Origin of the sequence: Pseudomonas fluorescens (assembly GCF_902497855.1) — a bacterium.
Lineage (GTDB): Bacteria > Pseudomonadota > Gammaproteobacteria > Pseudomonadales > Pseudomonadaceae > Aquipseudomonas > Aquipseudomonas fluorescens_BI.
This window is the reverse complement of sequence record NZ_CABVHU010000006.1, coordinates 250,432-272,512: the sequence shown is the minus strand read 5'-3', so window position 1 is coordinate 272,512 and position 22,081 is coordinate 250,432. Positions and strand designations below refer to the sequence as shown.

The following is a 22,081-nucleotide window of genomic DNA, read 5'->3' as shown; positions in this document are numbered from 1 at the left end:
TTTGGGTGATCAGAAGCGCACGCGGATCGTGAAGATCGGGCGGCAAACGTCGGGGTACGAAGAGCGCAGCACAGGGCTGGCGAGGACGCGGCAGTGGGGCTTAGTCATGATTGCAAACGCTCTTTTTTGTTGTTGATGAGCTGTGTTTGCGATTTTTTAACACCGGGGGCTGGAGGGGCTGTAACCATTAAAAGTCATGGGGGCATGAGTTCTCCTCATACCCAGAAACTTCCGCGCGGTACTGGCAGAGTCCAATTATTCGCCAAACAGCCCAGCCTGGTAGACCGCTGCCATGCCTTCGAAGGGATTGTTCATGATGGGCCGACCTGCGCAGTCTGGCTCCCGGCAGCTATCCGATCCCGATGCCGCCCAAGCCTGACTACCAGGCACGCTGGAAGACTTGAGCGACTTTAGATAGGCAAGCTGATGATTGACCTGCCAGCCAGATCGGTCGCAGACACTCAGGAGCCTCAGGAACGGAAGAGAAGGCCAGAGATCATTGGCACAAAGACCGCGCGCGAGCGCTATAGGTGGCGTCCGCTCACACAAAGCCGTGACGATTCCACCCAGATCCAGTCGTTTTGTGGGGGTAAAAACGACGAAAAATAAAAAAGGGTCGCGAGATAAAATCTCGCAACCCTTTGAATTATATGGTCGGGACGGAGTGATTCTAACACTCGACCCCTAGCACCCAATTCAGTTAAGCATTAGTCATCCATGGCTCGCGCGACTCCCCTATAGAATCATCAAGCCCAGTAAAACAGGGCAATTTCACTGCTTAATCTTCCAATAACCTCTATCCCGATCTACCCTTAGCTGACGAATCAGTGGGAGTAAATGTGGGAGTAAACTTATCAGGGGGTTTTATTATGGCCAAGCTCACTGCCAAGGGATTGGAGGCACTGACCGAGCAGGATGTCGGCATTATCATACGCGACGAAGGCAGCCTCGCGGGCAGGGTCTCACTCCGCAAAAAAGGTATCGCTATCCCCTTTTACTTCCAGTATCGCTGGGAAGGAATTTACACCCGTTTCTCGTGCGGCACCTGGCCAAACAAGTCATTGACTGAAATCCGCAAGGAGCGCAACGAAGCGCAACGAAGCGCGAGACCTTGTAGCCAAAGGGATCAATCCTAATGAAAACAAACGCGCAGAGAAGCTCAGGCTAAAGGAGGAGCTGGCTGCGCAACTCGCAGAAGCCGATCAGCAAAAATCCAAGAATCTAACGCTCCTAGACCTAGCTGGAGAATGGCTTCGCGATGGTGTGGCACGAAAGGATGGTAATGCTGAGCTACGGAGAAAATTCGCGAAAGATCTTTACCCCGCCGTGGGCTCTAAAATCATCAGTACCGTCAGTGAGCATGACTTGCGGAGCCTTGTGCGTTGCGTAATAGCTCGAGGTGCTACTCGTCAGGCCATCAGTCTTTTTTCGGATATCGTTCAGATGTTTGGATGGGCGCAGAAGCGCCAGCCATGGAGAACACTGTTGGTCGACGGAAATCCAGCAGACTTGGTCGAAATCGATAAGCTTATACCCAGCGACTACCAAGAGGAGCGAACTCGGATCCTTTCTTCCAGCGAACTTCAAGAATTACGCCAACGCTTCCGGAAAATGACTGCCGACTATGCAGCGCTACCTGCCGGCGAAAAGTACGATGGAATTCGCCCACTCAAACTAGAGTCCCAACTTGCGCTCTGGATCTGTTTGGGAACGTTATGCCGGATCGGTGAACTGCTTCAGGCCGAATGGAAGAATATTGATCTGGAAAATGGCATCTGGTTTATTCCCGTTGCAAACGTCAAAGGCAGCCGGAGAAAGAAGCAGGACCACCACGTGTTCCTATCTGCGTTTACAACCCACTATTTCAGCAAGCTTCGTCAGCTCACAGGACACTCTCAATGGTGCTTCCCCGCAAAGCATCATGATGGGCATGTCGACCTCAAGGTCGTCAGCAAACAGGTTGGGGACCGCCAATCACGTTTCAAAAATCGCAAGCCGTTAGCACGTCGCCGACATGATGACACCCTGGTGCTGTCTGGTGGTTTGAACGGGGAATGGACACCTCATGACTTGAGACGAACGAGTGCAACCATGATGCAAGCCTCGGGAGTAAGCCTTGATGTGATAGACCGGTGCCAGAACCACGTACTGGCAGGATCCCGGGTTCGCCGTCACTACTTACACCATGATCATGCCGCAGAGAAAAAAGAAGCTTGGAACCTGTTGAGCAACAAGCTTATCGATATCTTGATCGGCCAGGATGGTTTGGAGGGACTTGAGAAACAATAAGAGATGCCATCGCTTCCGCCATCGTTATACGACTACGCCTTGATGATTCAAGGCGTAGTCGTTTCTTGGACTTAACAGAAAGTCACACCCCATACTTCAGCCCATACCTAGGTTGACGCCTTGCTTTTCGACCAGCGGCTAATTATTCGAATGGTCTCTTGTCGGTAAACTCTTGAAGCACCCATCTAGACGTGCTCCTGCAGGGAAGCTCCGAAAGAATGGTGACGATCTTGATCGCGCCCTCAACAAGCTCAACAAATTACGTACGAATGAAAAATCCGCCCAACTGAGCAGCACTTTTGTGCACGGAACAGGAAACAGGCTTTCACCTAGCATTTGGCCGTTTGAAATCTAGGCTTTTTTTGAGGCAGGAATGAACTCGACTCTGAATTTTTTTTTAACACTCCACTGAAGTCCATCCACGCCCCTGATAAAGCATTACTTTTGCAATCAACAAACCGCCCCTCAAATACTCAACAAACTTAATTCTTAAAAGAGATGATGTAGCGAAACTTATTTAGCCGCCATCCGTAATGCACCATCCAGGCGAATAACTTCTCCGTTGAGCATCGGATTCTGAATGATCGACTCCACCAGTTGAGCGTATTCAGAGCCACGTCCAAGGCGCGATGGAAACGGCACCGTCTTGCCGAGGGAGTCCTGCACCTCCTGCGGCAACCCCAGTAACATCGGAGTCTCGAAGATACCTGGAGCAATCGTCATGACTCGAATGCCGCAACGCGGCAACTCGCGGGCGATCGGTAGAGTCATGCCTACGACGCCTGCTTTGGACGCCGAATAAGCCGCCTGCCCGATCTGCCCATCAAAAGCCGCCACCGAAGCAGTGTTGATGATGACTCCCGCTGATAACTGGAGGCAATAGCCGCATTGGCAAAATGATGGCCGAAGGCCTGGTGAAGGCTGGTGTCGACGTAACGATCGTCGCACGGAATGCAAGCACCTCTGCAGCTACGGTCCAGGAGCTCTTAGAGTCGGGCATGATACGCGCCATTCAAGGGGATCTTTCAACGCTCAAGGGAATCCGAATGGTCGCGGCCGAACTGGGGGAAAGCTCGCTCGATATCCTCGTCAACAATGCCGGATTACTCGAGCAAAGCCCAATTGACACCTACACGGAAGCAATGTGGAATAACGCCCTGGATTTGAACCTCAAAGCGGCGTTCTTTCTTGCCCAGGCGCTGCTGCCAAATTTGCGCAAGGCCGGAACTCCGTAAAGTCCGGCCCGCGTGGTGAATATCAGCTCCGGTCATGGCTATTGTGTCTCGCCATTCGACCACTTTGGATACACCGCATCCAAAGCCGGCCTGATCCATCTCACCCGACAACTTGCCCAAAAGCTTGCTCCGTACGACATTAACGTCAATGCGATCGGGCCAGGTATGTTTGCCTCGCAGCAGGCTGCCGATTTTTCTGATGAACTGACTCATCGGATCACTTCAGGGATACCAATTCCTAAGCGAACCGCTAGTACTCCATTAGAACAACGGCGCGCCGATGAAATCACGCCACCTCGAGGCAGGCCGAAAGTGAGCAACGATAATCTGTAATCAGAAACTCTGCTCAGGACACTGAAGTACTGCGTGCAATGGCCAGCTAAGGACTTCAGTAGCCTGGATGCAGGCAAAGCTGGGTGCGTAATTTTATAAGCTGATACAACCATGAGCATCGGTATAGCCGCATACGCTTCTTCACGCCAGCAGAACGGAATAGGGGCAAAGATCCACAGATCCCCCAGCGCCAAGAGCTGTATGAACGGTCCCGAAAACAGAATCCAGAGCGATGATTAGGACGGACGTGCAATTGGGAACCGATAGGCACTGCGCTGTTGAACCCTAATCACATCCCTTCCACATTGACGACCATGTTGCCTGTCATGCAAAAAAGAGACGGTCGCGGTCGCCACATGCCCCACCGATCGGCACTACATGACACTCTTATACATAACCCAGCCTTTCTGAGAGTTCTGCCGCGCACTCACGAAGTGTGTGAGCGACCGGCGAGGTCCAATTCGAGTTGAATTCACCCGCAGGCCCAAGCGTGCATAGTACTGCGACAATCTCACCCGAGACACCAAAGACAGGAGCGGCTAAGGAATGGACAAATTGACTCAGCTGACCGGTAGTACGAGCCAGTCCTCGCCGCCGGACTTCTTCAAATAACTGCTCTACTTCTTCCATGGTGGACGGAGTGCCTGGAAGCGCTTCTTTAAGCTCCGATTCAATCATGGCTTGAGTCTTTTCCCGCGCGCTATAAGTCGAGAACACCCGACCAATCGACGATCGAAGTAATGGCACGGTGAATCCTTCCGAAGCGCTCATGACAAACAAACCTGGCATCGATTCCTTTACAGCAATGGTTGGCCCGGATCCCGCCCACACCGCCAATACAACGGTATGTTTGAGACGATGACAAAAGTCCAGCATCAACGGTCTTGCCACACGGATAGAATCAATCGAACTCATCGCAGCCACACCCAGGCGCAAAGAGGCCACCCCCAAACTGTATCGGCTGGAGTCTGGGTCCTGCTCGACAAACCCAGCCTGGCAAAGACTGGACAGGTAACGGTGCACCTTTGCCGGATGCATACCGGTACGCTCCGCCAATGTCTTAAGCATGGGTGTCGGCCCTGCACCTATAAAGGCGTTGAGTACCTCTAACACCGTGACTGCTGCCCGAACTCCATTACTATCGCCACGTTGCTTTACATTTTCAGGAGCGTCCATTGATTTTGTAACCCTCGATACACCGTTTTGTCCGGAAAATGGGAACTGCAGCGGCCGCAGCAGCGCATGCTCTCCCGTGACTTAGGTATTTGAGCGCATATCGCCCGGAATGCAAGAATTTTGCCCCAGCCTAATAAATTACGCAATACGTAATTTTCATCCGCAATGAGTAATTCGAGACTATTCTCCTGAGGCGCAACCTTGCAGCCCAAGAGAACCCGCTATGAGCTTACAAACCGCAGAACCGCCTTCGCTCACGCTGCTGAAGCATGGCCGTTGCGCCGTGATCCAGATCAACCGCCCTCGCCGACGCAACGCTCTTGACCTTGCAACCATGACACAACTCGTGGACATGATCGACGCACTGAATCATGACCCAGACGCCTGGATCGTGATGCTCACGGGCAGTGGCGATGCCGCGTTCTGCGCGGGCGCAGACCTCAAGGAAGCCAACGATCTGGCAGCCTCTGGCAAGGGCTATCCGACACCGATGACTGGCGTTGTTCGCAACGTTTTCGAAGCGGTACTTGAATCAACTAAGCCTACCATTGCAGCAATCAACGGGGTTGCCTTGGGAGCGGGCCTGGAGCTTGCCATGGCATGCGACATCCGCCTAGCCGCCAGCCACGCCCGACTCGGCCTTCCAGAAGCCAAGCGTGGCATGGGCGCGAATTTCGGCTCGGTAATGCTGCCACGGCTCGTGAACAGAGGCATTGCCCTAGACCTCCTCTACAGCGGACGCACAGTGGACGCCACAGAAGCTCAACGCATCGGCCTGGTGACACAGGTCTTCGCTGAAGACGTGTTTGCGAGCAAGGCTCTTGAGTATGCAGTCGAACTATCAGAAAACGCCCCCTTAACTCTTCAGCGCTATAAACAGATGGCTTTGAAGGGATGGGAAATGTCCATCCATGCAGCCTTGCGCCTCAATGTCGGGCCGAACCCCTATACCAGCGAAGACCGGGCCGAAGGCGTTCGCGCATTCCTGGAAAAGCGAAAGCCTCAATGGCAAGGTCGCTAGCCCAAAATGCCTGCCCAGGCCCCATACCCTTGGCGGGCTGCGCAGCCATTATGCCAGGGCGGCTCGACCAAGCGCCTTGCGAGAAAATAAACTACTGGATATAATTACTTATCACGTAAGTCGATTACGCAATGAGTAATTTAAACCTTCAACAACAACAGGATCTTTCCATGCCACGATTGAAAGAAGTTTCGCTTCAGGACGTTACTGACGCTCGCGTCAAAGCCACCTATGAAAAACACTTCGAAGGCCGTGACCCGACCAAGGAACCGGGCACAAAAGGAGGCACACCGGGCAACTGGTGGAGCGTCTACGCTCTGGACCCAGAGTTGTTCGGCCTGTTCCTTGATCGACACAAGTGGCAATGGAGCAAGGACCGCACGCTGGACCCTATCCTGAGGGAGCTGGGAATCGCGCGGGCTGGCTGGGCACGCGGCTCCCGATTCGTATTCTCACAGCATTGCAAGGTTTTACGCCGTGAGGGCTGCCCAGAAGAAAAGATCCAGGCAATCCCTGCCTGGTCCGGCTCCGACATCTACACGCCTCTGGAGCGCGCCGTGCTTGGCTATGCGGACGACCTGGTATCGGGTGACGGCCGCAGCAGCGACCAGCGCTTTGAGCAGCTTCGCGCCGGGCTCGACGACCTGCAGATTTTTGAGTTGACGTTCATGGTGCTGACCTACGAATCATCGGCAAAGTTGTGCAAAGCCTTGCGACTGGAATATGACGATATTGACGAGCGCGTCACTGAAGTCCAGCAGGGCGAGTACGACCTAGAGCGGATGTAAGGACGGCGACGACAACGTCTACCCGGAGACCTCTTACCCGCAGGAGAAACACCATGAAGAAGAATCCAATCTTCAATTTCAAAGGTCTTGATCATGTCGCTATCACTATTAGCGATATGAAACGGTCGGTCGAATTTTACAACGGCGTACTGGGCCTGCCCGTTCTCCACACCCTCGAGTATCAAAATGATCAGGGTGAGCTAATCGGTCAGCACTGGTTCCTTGGGGTGGGTGATCCCGACAATGAGGATGCTCATATTGCCATTTTCTGGTGGCGAGATGGCTACCAGTCTCTTTCCCAGGAAGAGATCTACAGCGGCAAGAAGCCGGTCAACACGTTTGCCAAGCCCATTGGCGCGATGCTTCATCTCAACCTGCGTGTCGATGCCGACAACATACAGGCGTACGCGCAAACGTTGATGGATAAGGGTATCCCCTTCCGCCACGTTTCCCGCTATGCCGCGAACACCAGCCAGATCCAGGCCACCGGACTGGTAAATGTCGGCATGCGCGGGGTCACCTCCATCAATGAATATCATCAACCCGAAGCGGGCTGGCTCATGAATTCAATTTATGTGAAGGACCCTGACAATATTGAAATCGAGTTCAATTCCTGGGCCCCTGAGTGGCGGGATTGGCCTGCAACTGCAGTACCTGTTTCGAACGCAGACTACGCGTAATCACAACCGGTATTGAACACGCACGTGCTTGCTGGCAGTGCGTTTGCCAGCAAGCATTAATCGGAGCTATACGAATGACGTCAACCAATCTCGAGCTGCTTTCCGGTCTTCGCATACTCGATATGACAACGGTAATTATGGGGCCCTATGGCACACGGCTGCTTGCCGACATGGGCGCCGATGTAATCAAGATCGAAGGCCCCGGCGGCGACAGCTTTCGTGCGTACGGCCCTTATAATAACGAGGGCATGGGCGGCTCCATTCTCAACTTGCACAGGAACAAGCGAAGCCTGTCGCTAGACCTCAAGGATGCCAAAGACAGAGCAGCGCTGGATGAGTTGATCAAAACATCCGACGTGTTGATCCATAATCTTCGACCGGCACCGGCCAGCCGACTGGGTCTGGACTGGGCCACGATAGAATCGATCAACCCTTCACTTGTGCTCTGCGCTGCCCGTGGATTTGCATCGGACGGACCTTATGGAAACAAGGCGGCCTATGATGACCTGATCCAGGCAGGCTCTGGCTTCGCTTCACTGTTTGAGCCGGCCTTCGGCGCGCCGAGCTATGCCCCCACCTCGTGGTGCGACAAAGTAGCCGGACAGGCCATCGCGTATAGCGTGCTCGGGGCGCTGGTGCACAGGTTTCGCACCGGGCAGGGCCAAGACATTGAAGTACCAATGTTCGAAACCGCCATCGACTTCATGCTGGTCGAGCATTTTGGTGCAATGGCATTTGAACCAGCAAAAGGCCCTCCAGGCTTCAAGAGACAACTCGCGGCGGGCAGGAAACCTTACCGCACTGCGGATGGCTGGGCTTGCCTGCTCCCGTACTCAGATACCAACTGGATGGATTTTTTCGATTTCATCGATCGGCCAGCGCTCAAGCAAGAGCCTCGATATGCCGAGATCAGCAGTCGCGTCCTCAATATCGATGAGCTGTACGCGATCATCGAGGAGGAAGCGCCCAGGTTTACGACGAGCGCGTGGATCGACTTCTGTGACAGCAAATCCATACCGGCCATGCCGGTGCTTTCTTTTGAGGAAATCCTCGAAGATAAACATGTGCTCGCCACCGGGCTATTCGAGATCGTCGAGCACCCCACCGAAGGCACTTACAAGTATATCCGTTCACCCGTGAGATTCGGTCGCACACCGTCCATTCTTCGTCGGCACGCACCGACCCGCGGTCAACACACCGAGGAAATACTTGCAGAGATAGGCCTTAGCCCAAATAAAGTCGCTAACCGCGAGCACGTGCTTAGCTGAAGCAGGAGTCCATGATGAAACCACAAGAGCCGCAACTACTACGCTTCGTCCATGAGATGGATACCCCCCTGGTTCAACGCTTTGAATACCCCGCTATCCCAGGCGTCCAGCAAGGGTTGTACGGCGCGCTGACCAATGGCCAACGAATCACTCACCACCTGCACAAGCCCGTTCTGGAAGGTATCGTTGCACTTTCGGGCGCGCTGATGAAAGACGGCCTGCTTGACCCGTGCATCAGGGAAATAGTGATCGTACGTACGGGATACCTGACAGGTAGCGCTTATGAAGTGGTGCAGCATCGAAGCCTTGCCGTGCGCCTGGGGGTTGCCGAGAGCACGCTAGATGCCCTTGCCCACGTCACTCCGCTCGGCATCTCGGATCGCGAGATTGCTACCGTCAACCTTGTCGATGAGCTGGTGAATACCAGTCGGCCAAGCGACGAATCCGTGTCGCACGCACTGCAATATTTCAGTGTCCCGGAGCTTTTCGAAATTATTGCAGTGACGGGAAACTGGTGGACTCTTTCTCGGATTTTATGCACGTCAGGGGTTGCTATCGACGACGACAGAATTGGCAACCGTCCATTGCCCTGCGCCCAATAAGTTTGTCGACACGCTCCTCCTTTTATGTGCCGGGCACCTGTCACCCATCCAAAGGTTTTTGATCCAATGCCAAGAATAATAGTCACCCTTATAAACGGCACCTCTCGGGAATTCGATGCACGCCCGGGTCAATCCACAATGGAGGCGATTCGCGAAGCCGGTATAGATGACATAGAGGCCCTCTGCGGGGGGTGTTGCTCATGTGCAACCTGCCATGTTCATGTCGACCCGGCGTTTCTTGACAGGCTCCCTGCGATGACGGACGACGAGGATGATCTGCTGGATGGATCAAACCATCGAACGTCAGCCTCTCGCCTGTCCTGCCAGATCTTATTAAGTGAAGCGCTGGACGGGTTACACGTAAGCATTGTGGACGAAGGCTAAGCCTCACCCATCATCCCCTTAATGATTAACGGACATAGCCTGATGAACAAGAAATCGGATGTCGTTATCGTTGGCGCAGGCCACGCGGGGGCCGCATGCGCCAGCGCGCTCAGAAAACTCAATTTCCCTGGCAGTATTCTGGTGATCGGTGCAGAGCCGGAATTACCGTATGAGCGTCCGCCATTGTCCAAGGCATACCTTGCCGACACAAAGCGCTTCGAAGACCTGCTGATCCATCCAGGGTCTCTGTGGCAAGAGCGAAACATTGAGTTCATGCTCGACACAGTCGTGAACACGGTGGACAGCGAGCAACATTGCGTGATCACCGACGCAGGGGAGATTGTGCACTACTCGACCCTCGTCTGGGCGACCGGTGGAGCGCCGAGGCAGTTGCGATGCCAAGGCAGTGACCTTCAGGGCGTGCATAGCATCCGTACCAGGGCCGATGCCGACAGGATCAAGGCTGACATGGCCCATGTAGAGCATGCCGTCATCATTGGCGGTGGCTACATTGGACTTGAGGCAGCCGCAGCGCTGGCAACACTTGGCAAGCAAGTCACCCTGATCGAGGCACTCGACCGTGTACTGGCTCGTGTTGCCGGCGCTGACCTCGCGCACTTCTATGAGAGTGAACATCGCGCACACGGCGTCGATATCCGACTCAGCTCGGCCGTGGAATCGATTGAGGGCCACGATCGGGTGACCGGCGTACTGCTAACCAGCGGCGAAGTGATCAAGGCAGATATGGTCATCGTGGGCATCGGCATAATTCCCGCCACACATGCTCTGACCGCCGCCGGCGCAGCAGGTGAAAATGGGGTTCTGGTTGACTTGCACTGCCGCACTAGTCTACCCGATGTTCTGGCAATAGGTGACTGCGCGCTGCACCCCAACCTGTTCGCAGAAGGTCAGTTGCTCCGGATCGAATCGGTACAGAATGCCAATGATCAAGCAGCGGTCGCCGCTAAAACAATATGTGGCGATCTGGTGGAGTACCGAAAAATCCCTTGGTTCTGGTCGGACCAATATGATTTGAAGTTGCAAACCGTAGGCCTGTCCGCTGGCTTTGACGATACCGTTGTACGCGGCGATCCGTCATTGCGTAGCTTCTCGGTGATTTATCTGCGCAACGGTAAAGTTATCGCCCTTGACTGCGTCAACGCCATGAAGGACTACGTGCAGGGCAAGAGGCTGGTCATGGAGGGCGCCAGCGTTGCTCCAGAGGTGCTCTCCGACACGTCCATTTACTTGAAAGACATACCGCATTAAACAGTGGAAAGACGCGCCGGATAGTCCGGCAATAGCCCCGCGCAATAACGCTCAACGCCTTAAACACAGCGCGGCTAGCGGCAAACGTCGCTGGCCTGGCGCCCATCATGAGGTCTACATTACCGATGCTCGAATCACTCGACTATCGCCCTATTCCTGCTCGGCATGAGGCACTGCGCGCGGAGCTTCGCGCGTTCCTCGCCGAGCGGCTGCAGGGCTATCCCATTGATCTGCGCGCGCGCAGTTGGCAAGGATTCGACGCGGACTTTAGCCGCGCACTGGCAGCACGTGGCTGGGTGGGCCTGACACTTCCAAGAGAATTTGGCGGGGCAGGCCTGGATCCGCTGGCCCGTTTTGTAGTGGTGGAAGAGCTCCTCTGCTCCGGAGCGCCCGTGGCCGCCCACTGGATCGCCGACCGCCAGAGCGGCCCTCTGTTGATGCGATTCGGCAGCGAAGCGCAAAAAAGCTTTCATATCCCAGCCATCTGTCGCGGCGAGCAGTTCTTCTGTATTGGCATGAGCGAGCCCAACGCCGGATCCGACTTGGCAAGTGTCCGCACTCGTGCCGAGCGCAATACTGCTGGCTGGCTACTGAACGGGCAGAAAATATGGACAACCTACGCCCAGCACAGTCACTACATGATCGCGTTGGTGCGCACTTCCGGCAATGCCCAGGATCGTCATCGCGGCCTCTCTCAGGTGATTGTCGACCTGTCTCTGCCTGGCGTGACCATCCGACCTATCCGCGATCTCACCGGCACTTCGCATTTTTGCGAAGTGTTCTTCGACAACGTGCAATTGGCAGTTGGCGACCTCGTCGGTGAAGAGGGAGAAGGCTGGAAGCAGGTTACTGCCGAGCTCGCTTTCGAGCGCAGTGGACCCGAGCGCATCTACTCCAGTGTTGTCCTGCTTGACGCATGGATGGATTGGCTCCGCGCTCGCCGGGAGCCGGGGCAAGAGCGCCTGCTTGGACAACTGCTCACTGAGTTGATGGTTTTGCGCGCACTGTCGATCAGTCTTGCATCGCAACTTGCCGAAGGGCTTAGCCCGGTGATTGAGGCAGCACTGGTGAAGGATCTGGGCACCAGCTTTGAGCAATCAATTCCAACCCTGCTTGGCGATGCCATCGCTGCGGTCGATGCCGCCGAAGTTCCACAGCTGATGCGCTGCACTTTGGCGTACATGGAACGCATGGCTCCCGCGTTCTCCTTGCGAGGTGGTACCCGCGAAATACTTCGCGGCGTCGTCGCCCGCGGCCTTGGTCTACGATAGGAACCCCTATGAGTCTGGATATCCTCATTATCAATGCCTTCGACGAATGGCTCAAAGGCGAAGTGACTCCTGAGCGGGTCAGACACATCGATTTGGGCGAATCCGCCGACTCCTTGTGGCGCTCGCTGAACGAACAAGGCTTCGCCGACCTGCTGCTGCCGGAGGAGCTGGGCGGAGCCGCAGCCAACGCAACGACCGCCTGCCACCTGCTGGTAGCAGCAGGGGGAGCGGCTTTGCCATTACCTCTGGCCAGCACCTGGTGGGGCCGCTTCGCCCTGGCCGAGGCTAACCTACCGATACCTGACGGCCCCATCACACTCGCCACAGGCCGCCGCGAAAGCGAGGCCATACTGTGTCATCGCGTGCCTTACGCCACCAGCGCACAGTGGGTGCTAGCCACGCTTGCAGACGGCACCTGGTTGCTGCCAATCGGGGCCGCACAGGGCCAGCCACCAGGTGTGCATGCAAGCCAAGCACGGGATTTGTTCTGGCCTGTATTACCTGACAACGCCCAACGCTTGCCTCTGAACCGTAACTGGATAGCCCTGGGCGCCGCCTTCAGCGCTGCGTTGATTGCCGGCGCTGGCGAAAGAGTGCTGCAACTGACGCTGGAATATGCCAACACACGGCAGCAATTCGGCAAATCCATTGCCAGCATGCAGTCCACTCAGCAGGCAATCAGCGTGCTGGCAGAAGAAGTAGCCGCCACCCGCATGGCGGCGCAACTGGCACTGCGCGATGCGATCTGGCCAACTGCGATAGCATCGGCTGTCGCTAAAGCGCGCAGCAGCGCTGCCGCCGTACGTATCTGCACCATCGCGCACGCGGTAATGGGTGCAATCGGCATTTCCGAGGAGTTCGACTTACAGCTGTTCACCCGGCGCCTGTATGAATGGCGCGCCGATTACGGCAGCGAATCGGCCTGGCACACGTTCATCGGTCAAAGCGCGCTGGAAGGCTCCGGCTCCAGCCTTGAATTTTTCGAACAGCATCTCCCGACCACGTAACCCTGCGCCGCCCTTGGGCAACACCGCCTCTTGAATCACGCCGCTCCAAGGGCGGTGACCCAATCAAAGATTACGTTTTATATTCATGCATTCTTATTATCGTAATCGTAATACTGGGTGCACAACTCTCCGCATTGCTATGCGTCGCCCCAAAAAATCCCGCCCTATAAATATGCGATCTCGCGCAGAACGCCCGATCAAATACAGCGAAAACCCATCTATTACGGCACACACAGAGCTCTTGCGCAAAGAGGCTTGAGCGCGCCAGCACAATCGCACCAGATGTGCCCGACAACTGAGCGCATCATTTGTTTGACAGCATCACTCCCACAGAGTAACGTTTTAAGTAATCCAGTTATGCAATGCGTAATTTAAGTAAAACCAGAACCGCACGCCATAACCGCTCAAAGGAACGCCTGCTGCAGGTAGGTGGATTGCTCTAAACGATGAATATTTGACCCCAGGTCAAATCGAATAAATATAATAAATTCGGAGTTTCTAATGCCAAAACACGTCACTCTGACGCGTGAATGTCTGACCGTCAGGAAGCAGCGTATTTCGCTGTATGCATCCGCTCTCGCAATACAGGCATTGCTCGCCAGCCCTTGTGTGTTTGCCAACCCGCAAGTGAATACCGCACCCTCCATCCCCCCCGTCGGCCAACCCGAAGCGCAACCCGCTGCCAGCGCAGGTTCTGCAAACCCGGACACCGAGACCTCCAGGCAACTCGCTGAGCAGTTTCGTTCGAACGCCGATGAGTGGGCTCCAATCAATGCACTTGCAGCCCCAGGTCTGACCTCACGCTTCCCCCCGATCTCAGACAGCATTCTCGGCAACAAGGGAGGATGGCGAAGCGAGCTTGCAGAGAAAGGTTTCAATATTGAGTTACGCATCAAGAGCGGTGTGACGGCCAACCTTCGAGACAGCACCGCGCCTAAAAATGGATACGTGGGCCAGGACGCAGATCTGCTATATGGCGGCCCATCGCTTACTATCGTATCCGACCTGGACAAACTTCTCGGCGTGCCGAACGCAAAAATGACATTTGTCGCCGGGTCTTATTACACGACCGCTGAAGTCCAGAAAGGCGACAACGACACCAGCATCAATGAAATCTCCTATTACCAGTCATTCCTCGACGACAGCATGTCGGTGAACTTTGGCTATGGCCCCCAGTGGACTCGGTTTGTCGGCCTTTTCACCGGTGGACAACTGGTACTCTCGGACTCGCTGAGCTCTCTCATCCCCCTACAGGTCGGCCTGCCCGCAAGCCCTTTCGGGTCACCTTTCTTCAATTTTCAACTAGGTGGTGAATCAGGGCCGTACACAAAGCTCGGTATCTCCCAAAGTATTTCCACGCTTGGCAGGACTTGGGAAGGAGATCACAACGGTATCGGATTCCAATTTCATAAAAATAACGCCAACGCTCTTTACATTGGTGAAATTGGCGACAAAAACGAATCAAGTCCCGATCAATATTACAAATGGATTCGAGCAGGTGTGATTTATAACACCTCGGAATATGATAAATTTGATGGCGGCAAGAACGAAAACAAGGCGGTGTACGCGCTAGCAGACTTCCAACTTACACAACCAGATAATTGGCTGTCCTATCGTGGCCTGTATACAAACATTGGTATCCAGGCTGCTCCGTCTGACGTCAACGTATACACTCGAAGCTACACTGCAAAGCTGTATTATAAGGCGCCATTTTTGAGTCGCCCACTGGATGCGACAAGTGTCTCCTTCAAATACAATGCTTTCAGTAAAGATGCATCGGATTATTATCGATCGCTTGGAGTTGATACTCAGTCTGATCAGACGCAGGTGGATGTTCAATATGTTGCCCACGTCGCATCAGGCGTTTACTTGACGCCCCAGCTATCCTGGATCCATCACCCTTCATTCGCTAATGATTATCCCGATGCGCTGCTAGCATCTCTTAACTTCCTGATCTCATTCTAGTGCGCAGGCGCCGGCGGATACTTCATGACGATCCGCCTGGCAATTGACAAGCAAACAGACAATCAGCGGCCTTAATGCTCGGAGATAACATGCCCCTAATCGCACAGAACACTTCAGGAGAATGGCAGCAAGGATGGAAAATCCTGGTCGCCGGTTTTTTTGCTATGGCGGTGAGCTGGAATTTCATCGGCATTGCCTTCGGCGCCTTTATTAAACCGATGCAACATGACCTTGGATGGTCCAGAAGCGAGCTGGCGATCGGTCCCATTGCCGGTCTGGCTGTCGCCGTGCTGTTGCCGTTTGTTGCGTTACTCATTGATCGGGTGGGCGCTCGAAAGGTCGCGATTGGCGGAATAATGTGCATCTCCAGTGCATGCGTCATGCTTGGCCTGCTACCGGAAAATCGACTGGTATTCTTTGGTGTAGTTGCTTACTTCTCGATCGGCGCCTCAATGATTACCTCGGTGACGATTGCCCGTGGGGTTATGCCTTGGTTTGATCAGCGACTGGGGACTGCCATCGGCATCATGATGACAGGAATATCCGTCGCGGCGGCACTGGGCATTCCGGTAATTACTTACATCATTCAGACCTATGGCTGGAGGGTCGGCTTTTTTGTGCTCGCCGTGTCAGAGCTGGTGATCGGGTTACCACTTCTGTTGCTGTGGTTCAAAGAGCCTCGTGACGGGCGAGGCAAAAACAAGTTGAACTCCGTGCCACGCACCTATCGGTCACTCGTTGGCGATGCCGTTTTCTGGAAGCTTTCGCTGGCTTCGCTGGTCGCGGCATTTCCCATCGGTGGATTTGTAACCCATCTCCAGCCACTGCTCAGCGACCGCGGTATCGATGAACTGCAGGCCGCAATGTTGGTATCCGTATTTGCGGTGGCCGTTGGACTGGGAAGGATCATAACTGGATGGCTCTTTGATCACTTCGATGCCACCCGCGTCGCCTTTATCGTGCTTGCACTCGGCGCCTTCGGCGCTGCGGTGATTTCGCAGTTCACAGCCGACCAGGTCCCCATGATTATCGTCGCCCTCTCCATCGGCCTCATCGGTGGCGCACAGGGCGCGGAAGGGGACTACATCAAATACTTCTCGATGCGTTTGTTCGGCGCCGCCAACTTTGCCCGCGTCGTATCTGTAATGGCCATGATTATCAGTATTGGCATGGCGCTTGGGGGTATTGCTTTTTCCATCGCCCATGATCATTTCGGCAACTACGAGTATGCAGTGAGGGCCAGCGTTGCGCTCTACCTTCTGGGCGGCCTGATGTTCCTCACTATCAACATGAAGGCCGTCCGCGCAGCTGCAGCCGTCTGTTCATAATTGCTCTATCGGTGGCGCGCTACCCTGCGCTGCCCTGAACAACCAAAGGCTGCAAGTGCGCGCTGCATCTAGCTTGACTTGGTACAAACGCAACATTACTCTCTGAATAACCGAATTACACAAAGCGTAATTTAACAGAGAAAAACAAAAAATACGGAGAACCATACATGAGAATTCTTCGCGACTGCTGGTATGCGGCAGCCTGGACTAACGAAATCAAGCAAGGCGAACTGTTCAATCAGAAAATTGCCAACGAACCGGTCCTGTTTTTCCGCAAACAGGACGGCAGTGTAGCGGCAATTGCCGATTACTGCGCCCACCGCTATGCCCCCCTGCACCGCGGCAAACAATGTGGCGATGTTATCCGATGTGGCTACCACGGTCTCGAATTCGACGAACACGGCGAGTGCGTGCGTAACCCGCATGAAAAAGGGAATCTTCCCAACAAGACCATTCCGTCCTACGCCGTCTGCGAAAAGTACTCCGTGGTGTGGTTCTGGGTGGGCGACAAAACCAAAGCGGACCCAAATCTGATCCCAGCCGAGTTCGAGTTTCTCGGCTCTTCCAAGCGCGCCCACGTACGCGGCCGTTTCCACGTGAAGGCCAACTATCTGCTTCTACTAGATAACCTTCTGGACATTTCTCATGCATTATTTCTGCATGGTGACGCACTGATGACAGAAGACTTGTATGCAACCTATGACCCCAAGGTTCTGAAGTCTGAGGATTCGCTCACCGTTACAGTGGAATCGCATAACATTACCGCGCCGGGCTTGTTCAGTGTGGCCCTCCCTGAGGGGACTGGCAAAGTAGACCTCTACGACTACGTCAAATGGGAGGCGCCTGCACTTATCAGCCATGACATCGCCTACACCCAACTCGACCGGCCGCCCTATGAGCCTGAGGGAGTGTCTTCACGTTCTGCGCACCTGTTCACACCCGAGACGGCCACCTCGACGCATTATCTTTTCGATAACTCTAGGGATTTCATGCTGGATAACAGCGAAACCGATGGTCGAATACTCGGCGCGCTGCACAAGGCTTTCGGAGAAGAAGACATTCCCATGATCGAGGCCCAGCAGGTGGTCCTCGGCGACCAGGAACTGTTTGATTTGAAACCTGCGATTTTGGTCAATGACCGCGCCGGAGTACTGGTTCGCCGCACGCTCAACAAGATGATCAGTGCCAAGGAAGACACAGCAAAGGCCGATCGGATTTATTAAGCGCAAGGTCTGCCGATGGCCATCGCGGCCAGATAATCAACGTTGGTTCCTGCAGTGCTGTTGATCACACAAGGTCAACAGCACTGGGACACATTTTCTGCATGGCTTCCCCGTTCACGGCTTAGTTGTGGGACTGAACGTACGCAGCGTCTAGACAACAACCGAACGCGTCAGCTCAAACTGCACAACATCAATACCTAGCAGGGTGTAAAGCGGGCCGCGGCAACCCAAATGCCCCAGCGCCGGTGTCAACACGATCCTGGCCTGACTTCCAATCGGCGTCGGACAGTCCGCACCATGTGGACGGCATACCGGCGAACAACATCGCCTTCCCGACCTCACTACCGGCTCTTCCGATGTACGATTTCAGTACCTCACTTTCTACAGCCAACCCTCGCCCCTAACCGCCTGACCTGATGAGTAGCCTGATCCTCATGTGGATCGTAAATACCTGACAAAATAATGCACTCTGTAGGCACCACCACCTTCATTACCTTACGAGAGTTACTGCATTTTAGACGTTGACTATCGTTCCCGCACATTCATGAGATTTGCGTTTATCGCCTTGCTGGTGATCGTATTGGGAGTCTTTGCTTGAATCGCATGTCGATGATTTAGGAGGCCACGGTGAAGATGAACACTTTGATACAAGCGAGTAACAACTGGGTGAGATAAAAAAAACGTCTCGCGCTCGCGGATCGTTTCATTCCTCCTTCTTGTCAATCGAGGTCCTGCCGACAGCAAGAGTCTGCGCGCCTTGGCAAGAAGTGACTGGCCCGCTGCAGAACGCCAAATCTGACTCCGCAGCGCTTCCGGAAGGCAGTGAAGATCGCCCGATGTACTAGCAATTTGAGACGACCTTGATGGGCTGTACAATGCAACGCCTTGACGTTGTCGCTGCAGGATAAAACAGACAATGTGCTCCGATCGCTCAACGGGCCCATCAAAACCCTTGTTGACACCATAAGTGGATGACCGGCAGAGGACGCTAGCAAAAGCTTAGCTGGGTGTTGCAGGGAGACGAATCAACCTGGCGGGGCAGCCGCCAGGTTAATCAGTGTTTTGCTTAAGTACAGCGGGCGTACATCCCACCCAGGCCTCGGGCAAGCGCCCTGCCCGGGAGGATGATTAGCTTAGAAGTCCAACAGAATGGTCTTCGTTTCCAGATACCCGACCAGAGCCTCCTCGCCGCCTTCACGCCCAACGCCTGACTGCTTGTAGCCACCGAATGGAAGTGCAAAATCTAGCTTCATGCCATTCTGAGCGAAGCTGCCAGTACGAATACGCCGCGCAACCTCCAGGGCCCGGGTTTTATCATTAGTAAAGACAGAACCGTGTAAACCGTATGCACTGTTATTGGCGATGCTGATCGCATGCTCTTCATCACGGGCCTTGATCACAACCAGCACAGGGCCGAAGATTTCTTCCTGCGCGATAGCAGAATCTTCAGATACATTTGTGAGCAGCGTAGGTTGGAAGAAGTAGCCTTTCTCTGGAAGCTTCGGACGTGCTCCGCCGAATGCCAATGTGCAGCCTTCCTCCAGAGCCCGACTCACATGACGCTCCACACTTTGAAGCTGTTTGTGCAACGCCATAGGCCCCATTTCGGTAGCGGCGTCGTATGCACTGCCTACTCTAATAACGGCCATCTCTTGGGTGATGGCATCAACCAGCGCATCATGCTTCTCTTGCGACACAATAACCCGGGACAACGTGGCACACAGTTGGCCACTGAGCGCAGTGATAGTGCGCGCCATAATCTTGCCCACGGTGAAAATGTCAGCATCATCCAGCACAATGCCCGCCGACTTTCCGCCCAATTCCAATGAGTAACGGGCAATGCGATCACCGCAGGTACTCGCGATATGCCTGCCTACCTGGGTTGAGCCGGTAAACGCAACCTTATCCACCCGCGCATCCGTCACCAACCTGTCTCCCCCTTCGCTGGCGAGTAAGACAACATTGATCACGCCAGGGGGAAAGCCTACTTTGTCAGCACATTCTGCGATGATTTTTGCCTCCATCGGCGTGGAGCGCGCGGGTTTTACAATGACACAACAACCAGCTGCCAGTGCAGGGCCTATTTTGCTCGCCGTCTGCAGCAATGTCCCGTTCCAAGAAGAGATCACCGTCACCACGCCAACCGGCTCTCGGCGGATTACTGCCTCGCCCACCGCAGACACCACGCGCCGCTCGAATTCGAACTTGGCAGCCTGATCGGCGGCGCGAGCGAGATGGCCCAAACCGTTGTTCACCGCTCGGGAACGCATCGACGGCAACGCCCCCGTCTGCACGGTCCATGCCTCTTCGAGCTCGCCACGACGCGCCTCCAGTAGCTCGGTCAGCGCGCCGATAAGCCGGCCCCGTTCACGAGGATCCATCGTGGGCCATGGCCCGTGATCAAATGCTGCCCTGGCAGCGATGATAGCGGCTTCAGCGTCAGAGACGCCCCCCATCGCGAAACCATCGAGTTGTTCCTCGGTGGAGGGGTCGGTCAAGGCATAGGCGCTCCCACCGCAGGCAGGGCTCCACTGGCCATTGATGTATTGAGATTCGGGATGAGCAATCTGAATAGAAGTTCCGTACATTGTCATTGGAATACCTGCGTTAGGAGTGAGCGCTTAGCCGCATCATGCAAGATCATCTCTGAGGCTTTCTCCCCGATCATCATGATACAGGCGTTAGTGTTACCCGATATCAGATTGGGCAGGACCGATCCGTCAGCAATGCGAAGCCCTTCAACGCCCCGCACCCGCAGTCGTTCATCAACGACATCATCGCAATTCATGCCCATGCCGCACGTACCGACTTGATGGTAAGCCGTTCCGCATTGTTCCTTGGCGACGGCAAGCAGTTGCTCATCGCTCACAACGGCGGCGCCGGGACGAAGCTCTTCGGGGGTAAATGCCTGGAAAGCCGGCTGGGCGAACAGACGTCGCACCAGTTTGAGGGAGTCAATTGCAACTACTTTGTCATCATCATCACTGAGATAGTTATGTTGAATACCGGGCCGCGCATGGACATCCGAAGATTTTATCCATACCCTGCCCCGGCTTTTCGGGTGCAGGTTATAGATCCCACACGAGACCCCATCGAAGCGGTCGGGCTCAGCAAAAGAAGTGGCGCCAGTGACGGTCACAGGCATCGCGAGAAACTGCAGGTTGGGGATAGGCCGGTGTTCGTCACTTTTAACAAAGCCCCCCCACAACGGTGCGCCCATCGTCAACGGGCCTGAGCCCCAGAGTCCGTATTGAACGCCCATAAGCGCCCGCGACGGCCAACTGTGGTAGAGCGAGTTGACGGTTGTGATGCCATTAACGCGCCAGGCCAGTCGCATAGATAGGTGATCCTGGAGGTTCTCTCCGACGCGCGTCCGATCAAGCCGAACATCCACCCCAGCACTGCTCAGAACCTCAGCAGGACCGATACCGGAATGCATCAGAATGGTTGGTGAGCCGATCGAGCCGGCCGAAAGAATGACCTCCCGGGCAGCGGCCAACTTTACCTCTACTCCGTTGCGTTCGATGATCACCCCTACAGCACGTTTACCTTCAAACAGGATCTTCTTGCAGAGACTTTCGGTAAGAATGGAAAGATTGGGGCGATGACGCACCGGCTCGAGGAAAGCCTTTGAAGCTGACCACCTTCGTCCCCTGCGCTGGGTCACATCGAACATGCCGTAGCCTTCATTCTCGCCCCTGTTGAAGCTGGCGCGATGGGGAAGACCAAACGCTTTGGCCGAGCGATCGAGAACGTCAAATATGTCCATCTTGATTCGCGGCTGCTCTACGCACAACTCGCCCTGAGCGCCGCGGATCTCATCACCCCCGTCCAGAAACCGCTCCAGATTGCGGTAGTGGCGTTTGACCTCATCCCACCCCCAGTCACGAAGGCCCATGTCGCGCCAGCTGTCGAAATCTTCAGGTATTCCCCGTGTATAGACAGTCCCGTTAATTGAGGAGCACCCCCCCAGTACTTTGCCCCGTAACACAGGAAACTTGCGCCCCATTACCGGCTCGTTTTCGGTCTCAAAGCACCAGTCAGTCCTAGGGTTGCCCACGACATTCCGAGTGCCGGCGGGAATATGAATCCAATGCCAGCTATCCTTCTGACCGGCTTCGAGCAGCGCGACACGAACCCTCGGATCGGAGCTTAGACGGTTAGCCAGGACGCAGCCCGCAGACCCGGCACCCACCACGATGTAATCGTATTTGTCCATTTTCGTCCACCCACGAACTTTAC

The 22,081-nt window shown here is 54.8% G+C and carries 15 protein-coding genes and 4 pseudogenes; 15 read left to right on the top strand and 4 right to left on the bottom strand.

The window, feature by feature from the left end:
* Nucleotides 1-869: 869 nt before the first annotated feature.
* Nucleotides 870-2,250: pseudogene (locus F8N96_RS14905) on the top strand (tyrosine-type recombinase/integrase); the annotation flags it as partial.
* Between the two features lie 552 nt (nucleotides 2,251-2,802).
* On the opposite strand, the pseudogene F8N96_RS14900 reads toward F8N96_RS14905, so the two are convergent.
* A pseudogene (locus F8N96_RS14900) lies at nucleotides 2,803-3,150 on the bottom strand (SDR family NAD(P)-dependent oxidoreductase); the annotation flags it as partial.
* Nucleotides 3,151-3,185: 35 nt separating this feature from the next.
* Between F8N96_RS14900 and F8N96_RS35390 the strand changes: the two are divergent.
* Both F8N96_RS35390 and F8N96_RS35385 read left to right on the top strand, forming a co-directional pair.
* A pseudogene (locus F8N96_RS35390) lies at nucleotides 3,186-3,707 on the top strand (SDR family NAD(P)-dependent oxidoreductase); the annotation flags it as partial.
* A gap of 34 nt (nucleotides 3,708-3,741) precedes the next feature.
* Nucleotides 3,742-4,090 (top strand): annotated as a pseudogene (locus tag F8N96_RS35385) (IS3 family transposase); the annotation flags it as partial.
* Between the two features lie 154 nt (nucleotides 4,091-4,244).
* On the opposite strand, the gene F8N96_RS14885 reads toward F8N96_RS35385, so the two are convergent.
* Nucleotides 4,245-5,033 (bottom strand): IclR family transcriptional regulator, encoded by a 789-nt coding sequence (locus tag F8N96_RS14885; RefSeq protein ID WP_150798427.1) that lies wholly within the window; start codon nucleotides 5,031-5,033, stop codon nucleotides 4,245-4,247.
* A 223-nt stretch (nucleotides 5,034-5,256) separates the two neighbouring features.
* On the opposite strand from F8N96_RS14885, the gene F8N96_RS14880 reads away from it, so the two are divergent.
* From F8N96_RS14880 to F8N96_RS14825, 12 genes are all read left to right on the top strand, one after another.
* Entirely contained in the window at nucleotides 5,257-6,054 is a 798-nt protein-coding gene (locus F8N96_RS14880; protein ID WP_150798426.1) for an enoyl-CoA hydratase/isomerase family protein, read from the top strand.
* A 131-nt stretch (nucleotides 6,055-6,185) separates the two neighbouring features.
* A complete protein-coding gene (locus F8N96_RS14875; protein WP_224794097.1) occupies nucleotides 6,186-6,842 on the top strand; it encodes a carboxymuconolactone decarboxylase family protein in 657 nt (218 codons plus the stop codon).
* A 53-nt stretch (nucleotides 6,843-6,895) separates the two neighbouring features.
* Nucleotides 6,896-7,522 (top strand): VOC family protein, encoded by a 627-nt coding sequence (locus F8N96_RS14870; protein WP_150798425.1) that lies wholly within the window; start codon nucleotides 6,896-6,898, stop codon nucleotides 7,520-7,522.
* 74 nt (nucleotides 7,523-7,596) lie between these two features.
* Nucleotides 7,597-8,790, top strand: coding sequence for a CaiB/BaiF CoA transferase family protein (locus F8N96_RS14865; RefSeq protein WP_150798424.1), 1,194 nt, complete (start codon nucleotides 7,597-7,599; stop codon nucleotides 8,788-8,790).
* 14 nt (nucleotides 8,791-8,804) lie between these two features.
* Nucleotides 8,805-9,392 carry a carboxymuconolactone decarboxylase family protein gene (locus F8N96_RS14860; RefSeq protein ID WP_191635356.1) on the top strand — a complete coding sequence of 196 codons (588 nt, stop codon included), beginning with the start codon at nucleotides 8,805-8,807 and terminating at the stop codon, nucleotides 9,390-9,392.
* Between the two features lie 24 nt (nucleotides 9,393-9,416).
* Nucleotides 9,417-9,776 carry a 2Fe-2S iron-sulfur cluster-binding protein gene (locus F8N96_RS14855; protein WP_318187372.1) on the top strand — a complete coding sequence of 120 codons (360 nt, stop codon included), beginning with the start codon at nucleotides 9,417-9,419 and terminating at the stop codon, nucleotides 9,774-9,776.
* A gap of 42 nt (nucleotides 9,777-9,818) precedes the next feature.
* On the top strand, nucleotides 9,819-11,045 hold the full coding sequence (locus F8N96_RS14850; protein WP_150798421.1) for an NAD(P)/FAD-dependent oxidoreductase: 1,227 nt from the start codon (nucleotides 9,819-9,821) through the stop codon (nucleotides 11,043-11,045).
* Nucleotides 11,046-11,170: 125 nt separating this feature from the next.
* Nucleotides 11,171-12,316: an acyl-CoA dehydrogenase family protein gene (locus F8N96_RS14845; RefSeq protein ID WP_150798420.1), complete on the top strand. Its 1,146-nt coding sequence runs from the start codon at nucleotides 11,171-11,173 to the stop codon at nucleotides 12,314-12,316.
* Between the two features lie 8 nt (nucleotides 12,317-12,324).
* The gene (locus F8N96_RS14840) at nucleotides 12,325-13,323 is read left to right on the top strand and encodes an acyl-CoA dehydrogenase (protein WP_150798419.1); all 999 of its coding nucleotides are present in this window, start codon (nucleotides 12,325-12,327) and stop codon (nucleotides 13,321-13,323) included.
* 501 nt (nucleotides 13,324-13,824) lie between these two features.
* Nucleotides 13,825-15,288: a carbohydrate porin gene (locus tag F8N96_RS14835; protein WP_150798418.1), complete on the top strand. Its 1,464-nt coding sequence runs from the start codon at nucleotides 13,825-13,827 to the stop codon at nucleotides 15,286-15,288.
* An 89-nt stretch (nucleotides 15,289-15,377) separates the two neighbouring features.
* A complete protein-coding gene (locus F8N96_RS14830) occupies nucleotides 15,378-16,616 on the top strand; it encodes an MFS transporter (protein ID WP_191635355.1) in 1,239 nt (412 codons plus the stop codon).
* Between the two features lie 167 nt (nucleotides 16,617-16,783).
* Complete coding sequence (locus tag F8N96_RS14825) at nucleotides 16,784-17,839, top strand: aromatic ring-hydroxylating dioxygenase subunit alpha (protein ID WP_150798416.1); 1,056 nt, start codon at nucleotides 16,784-16,786, stop codon at nucleotides 17,837-17,839.
* A gap of 1,133 nt (nucleotides 17,840-18,972) precedes the next feature.
* Here F8N96_RS14825 and F8N96_RS14820 read toward each other — a convergent pair.
* Both F8N96_RS14820 and F8N96_RS14815 read right to left on the bottom strand, forming a co-directional pair.
* Nucleotides 18,973-20,433 carry an aldehyde dehydrogenase family protein gene (locus tag F8N96_RS14820; protein WP_224794096.1) on the bottom strand — a complete coding sequence of 487 codons (1,461 nt, stop codon included), beginning with the start codon at nucleotides 20,431-20,433 and terminating at the stop codon, nucleotides 18,973-18,975.
* Nucleotides 20,430-22,058 (bottom strand): GMC family oxidoreductase, encoded by a 1,629-nt coding sequence (locus tag F8N96_RS14815; RefSeq protein ID WP_191635354.1) that lies wholly within the window; start codon nucleotides 22,056-22,058, stop codon nucleotides 20,430-20,432. The genes F8N96_RS14820 and F8N96_RS14815 overlap by 4 nt, the downstream gene beginning before the upstream one ends.
* Nucleotides 22,059-22,081 lie beyond the last annotated feature (23 nt).

What these genes read in the sequence shown, in the direction of transcription:
- F8N96_RS14885 (WP_150798427.1), bottom strand. Translation starts at nt 5,033, where the DNA reads ATGGACGCTCCTGAAAATGTAAAGCAACGTGGCGATAGTAATGGAGTT.
- F8N96_RS14880 (WP_150798426.1), top strand. Translation starts at nt 5,257, where the DNA reads ATGAGCTTACAAACCGCAGAACCGCCTTCGCTCACGCTGCTGAAGCAT.
- F8N96_RS14875 (WP_224794097.1), top strand. Translation starts at nt 6,186, where the DNA reads ATGAGTAATTTAAACCTTCAACAACAACAGGATCTTTCCATGCCACGA.
- F8N96_RS14870 (WP_150798425.1), top strand. Translation starts at nt 6,896, where the DNA reads ATGAAGAAGAATCCAATCTTCAATTTCAAAGGTCTTGATCATGTCGCT.
- F8N96_RS14865 (WP_150798424.1), top strand. Translation starts at nt 7,597, where the DNA reads ATGACGTCAACCAATCTCGAGCTGCTTTCCGGTCTTCGCATACTCGAT.
- F8N96_RS14860 (WP_191635356.1), top strand. Translation starts at nt 8,805, where the DNA reads ATGAAACCACAAGAGCCGCAACTACTACGCTTCGTCCATGAGATGGAT.
- F8N96_RS14855 (WP_318187372.1), top strand. Translation starts at nt 9,417, where the DNA reads ATGTGCCGGGCACCTGTCACCCATCCAAAGGTTTTTGATCCAATGCCA.
- F8N96_RS14850 (WP_150798421.1), top strand. Translation starts at nt 9,819, where the DNA reads ATGAACAAGAAATCGGATGTCGTTATCGTTGGCGCAGGCCACGCGGGG.
- F8N96_RS14845 (WP_150798420.1), top strand. Translation starts at nt 11,171, where the DNA reads ATGCTCGAATCACTCGACTATCGCCCTATTCCTGCTCGGCATGAGGCA.
- F8N96_RS14840 (WP_150798419.1), top strand. Translation starts at nt 12,325, where the DNA reads ATGAGTCTGGATATCCTCATTATCAATGCCTTCGACGAATGGCTCAAA.
- F8N96_RS14835 (WP_150798418.1), top strand. Translation starts at nt 13,825, where the DNA reads ATGCCAAAACACGTCACTCTGACGCGTGAATGTCTGACCGTCAGGAAG.
- F8N96_RS14830 (WP_191635355.1), top strand. Translation starts at nt 15,378, where the DNA reads ATGCCCCTAATCGCACAGAACACTTCAGGAGAATGGCAGCAAGGATGG.
- F8N96_RS14825 (WP_150798416.1), top strand. Translation starts at nt 16,784, where the DNA reads ATGAGAATTCTTCGCGACTGCTGGTATGCGGCAGCCTGGACTAACGAA.
- F8N96_RS14820 (WP_224794096.1), bottom strand. Translation starts at nt 20,433, where the DNA reads ATGACAATGTACGGAACTTCTATTCAGATTGCTCATCCCGAATCTCAA.
- F8N96_RS14815 (WP_191635354.1), bottom strand. Translation starts at nt 22,058, where the DNA reads ATGGACAAATACGATTACATCGTGGTGGGTGCCGGGTCTGCGGGCTGC.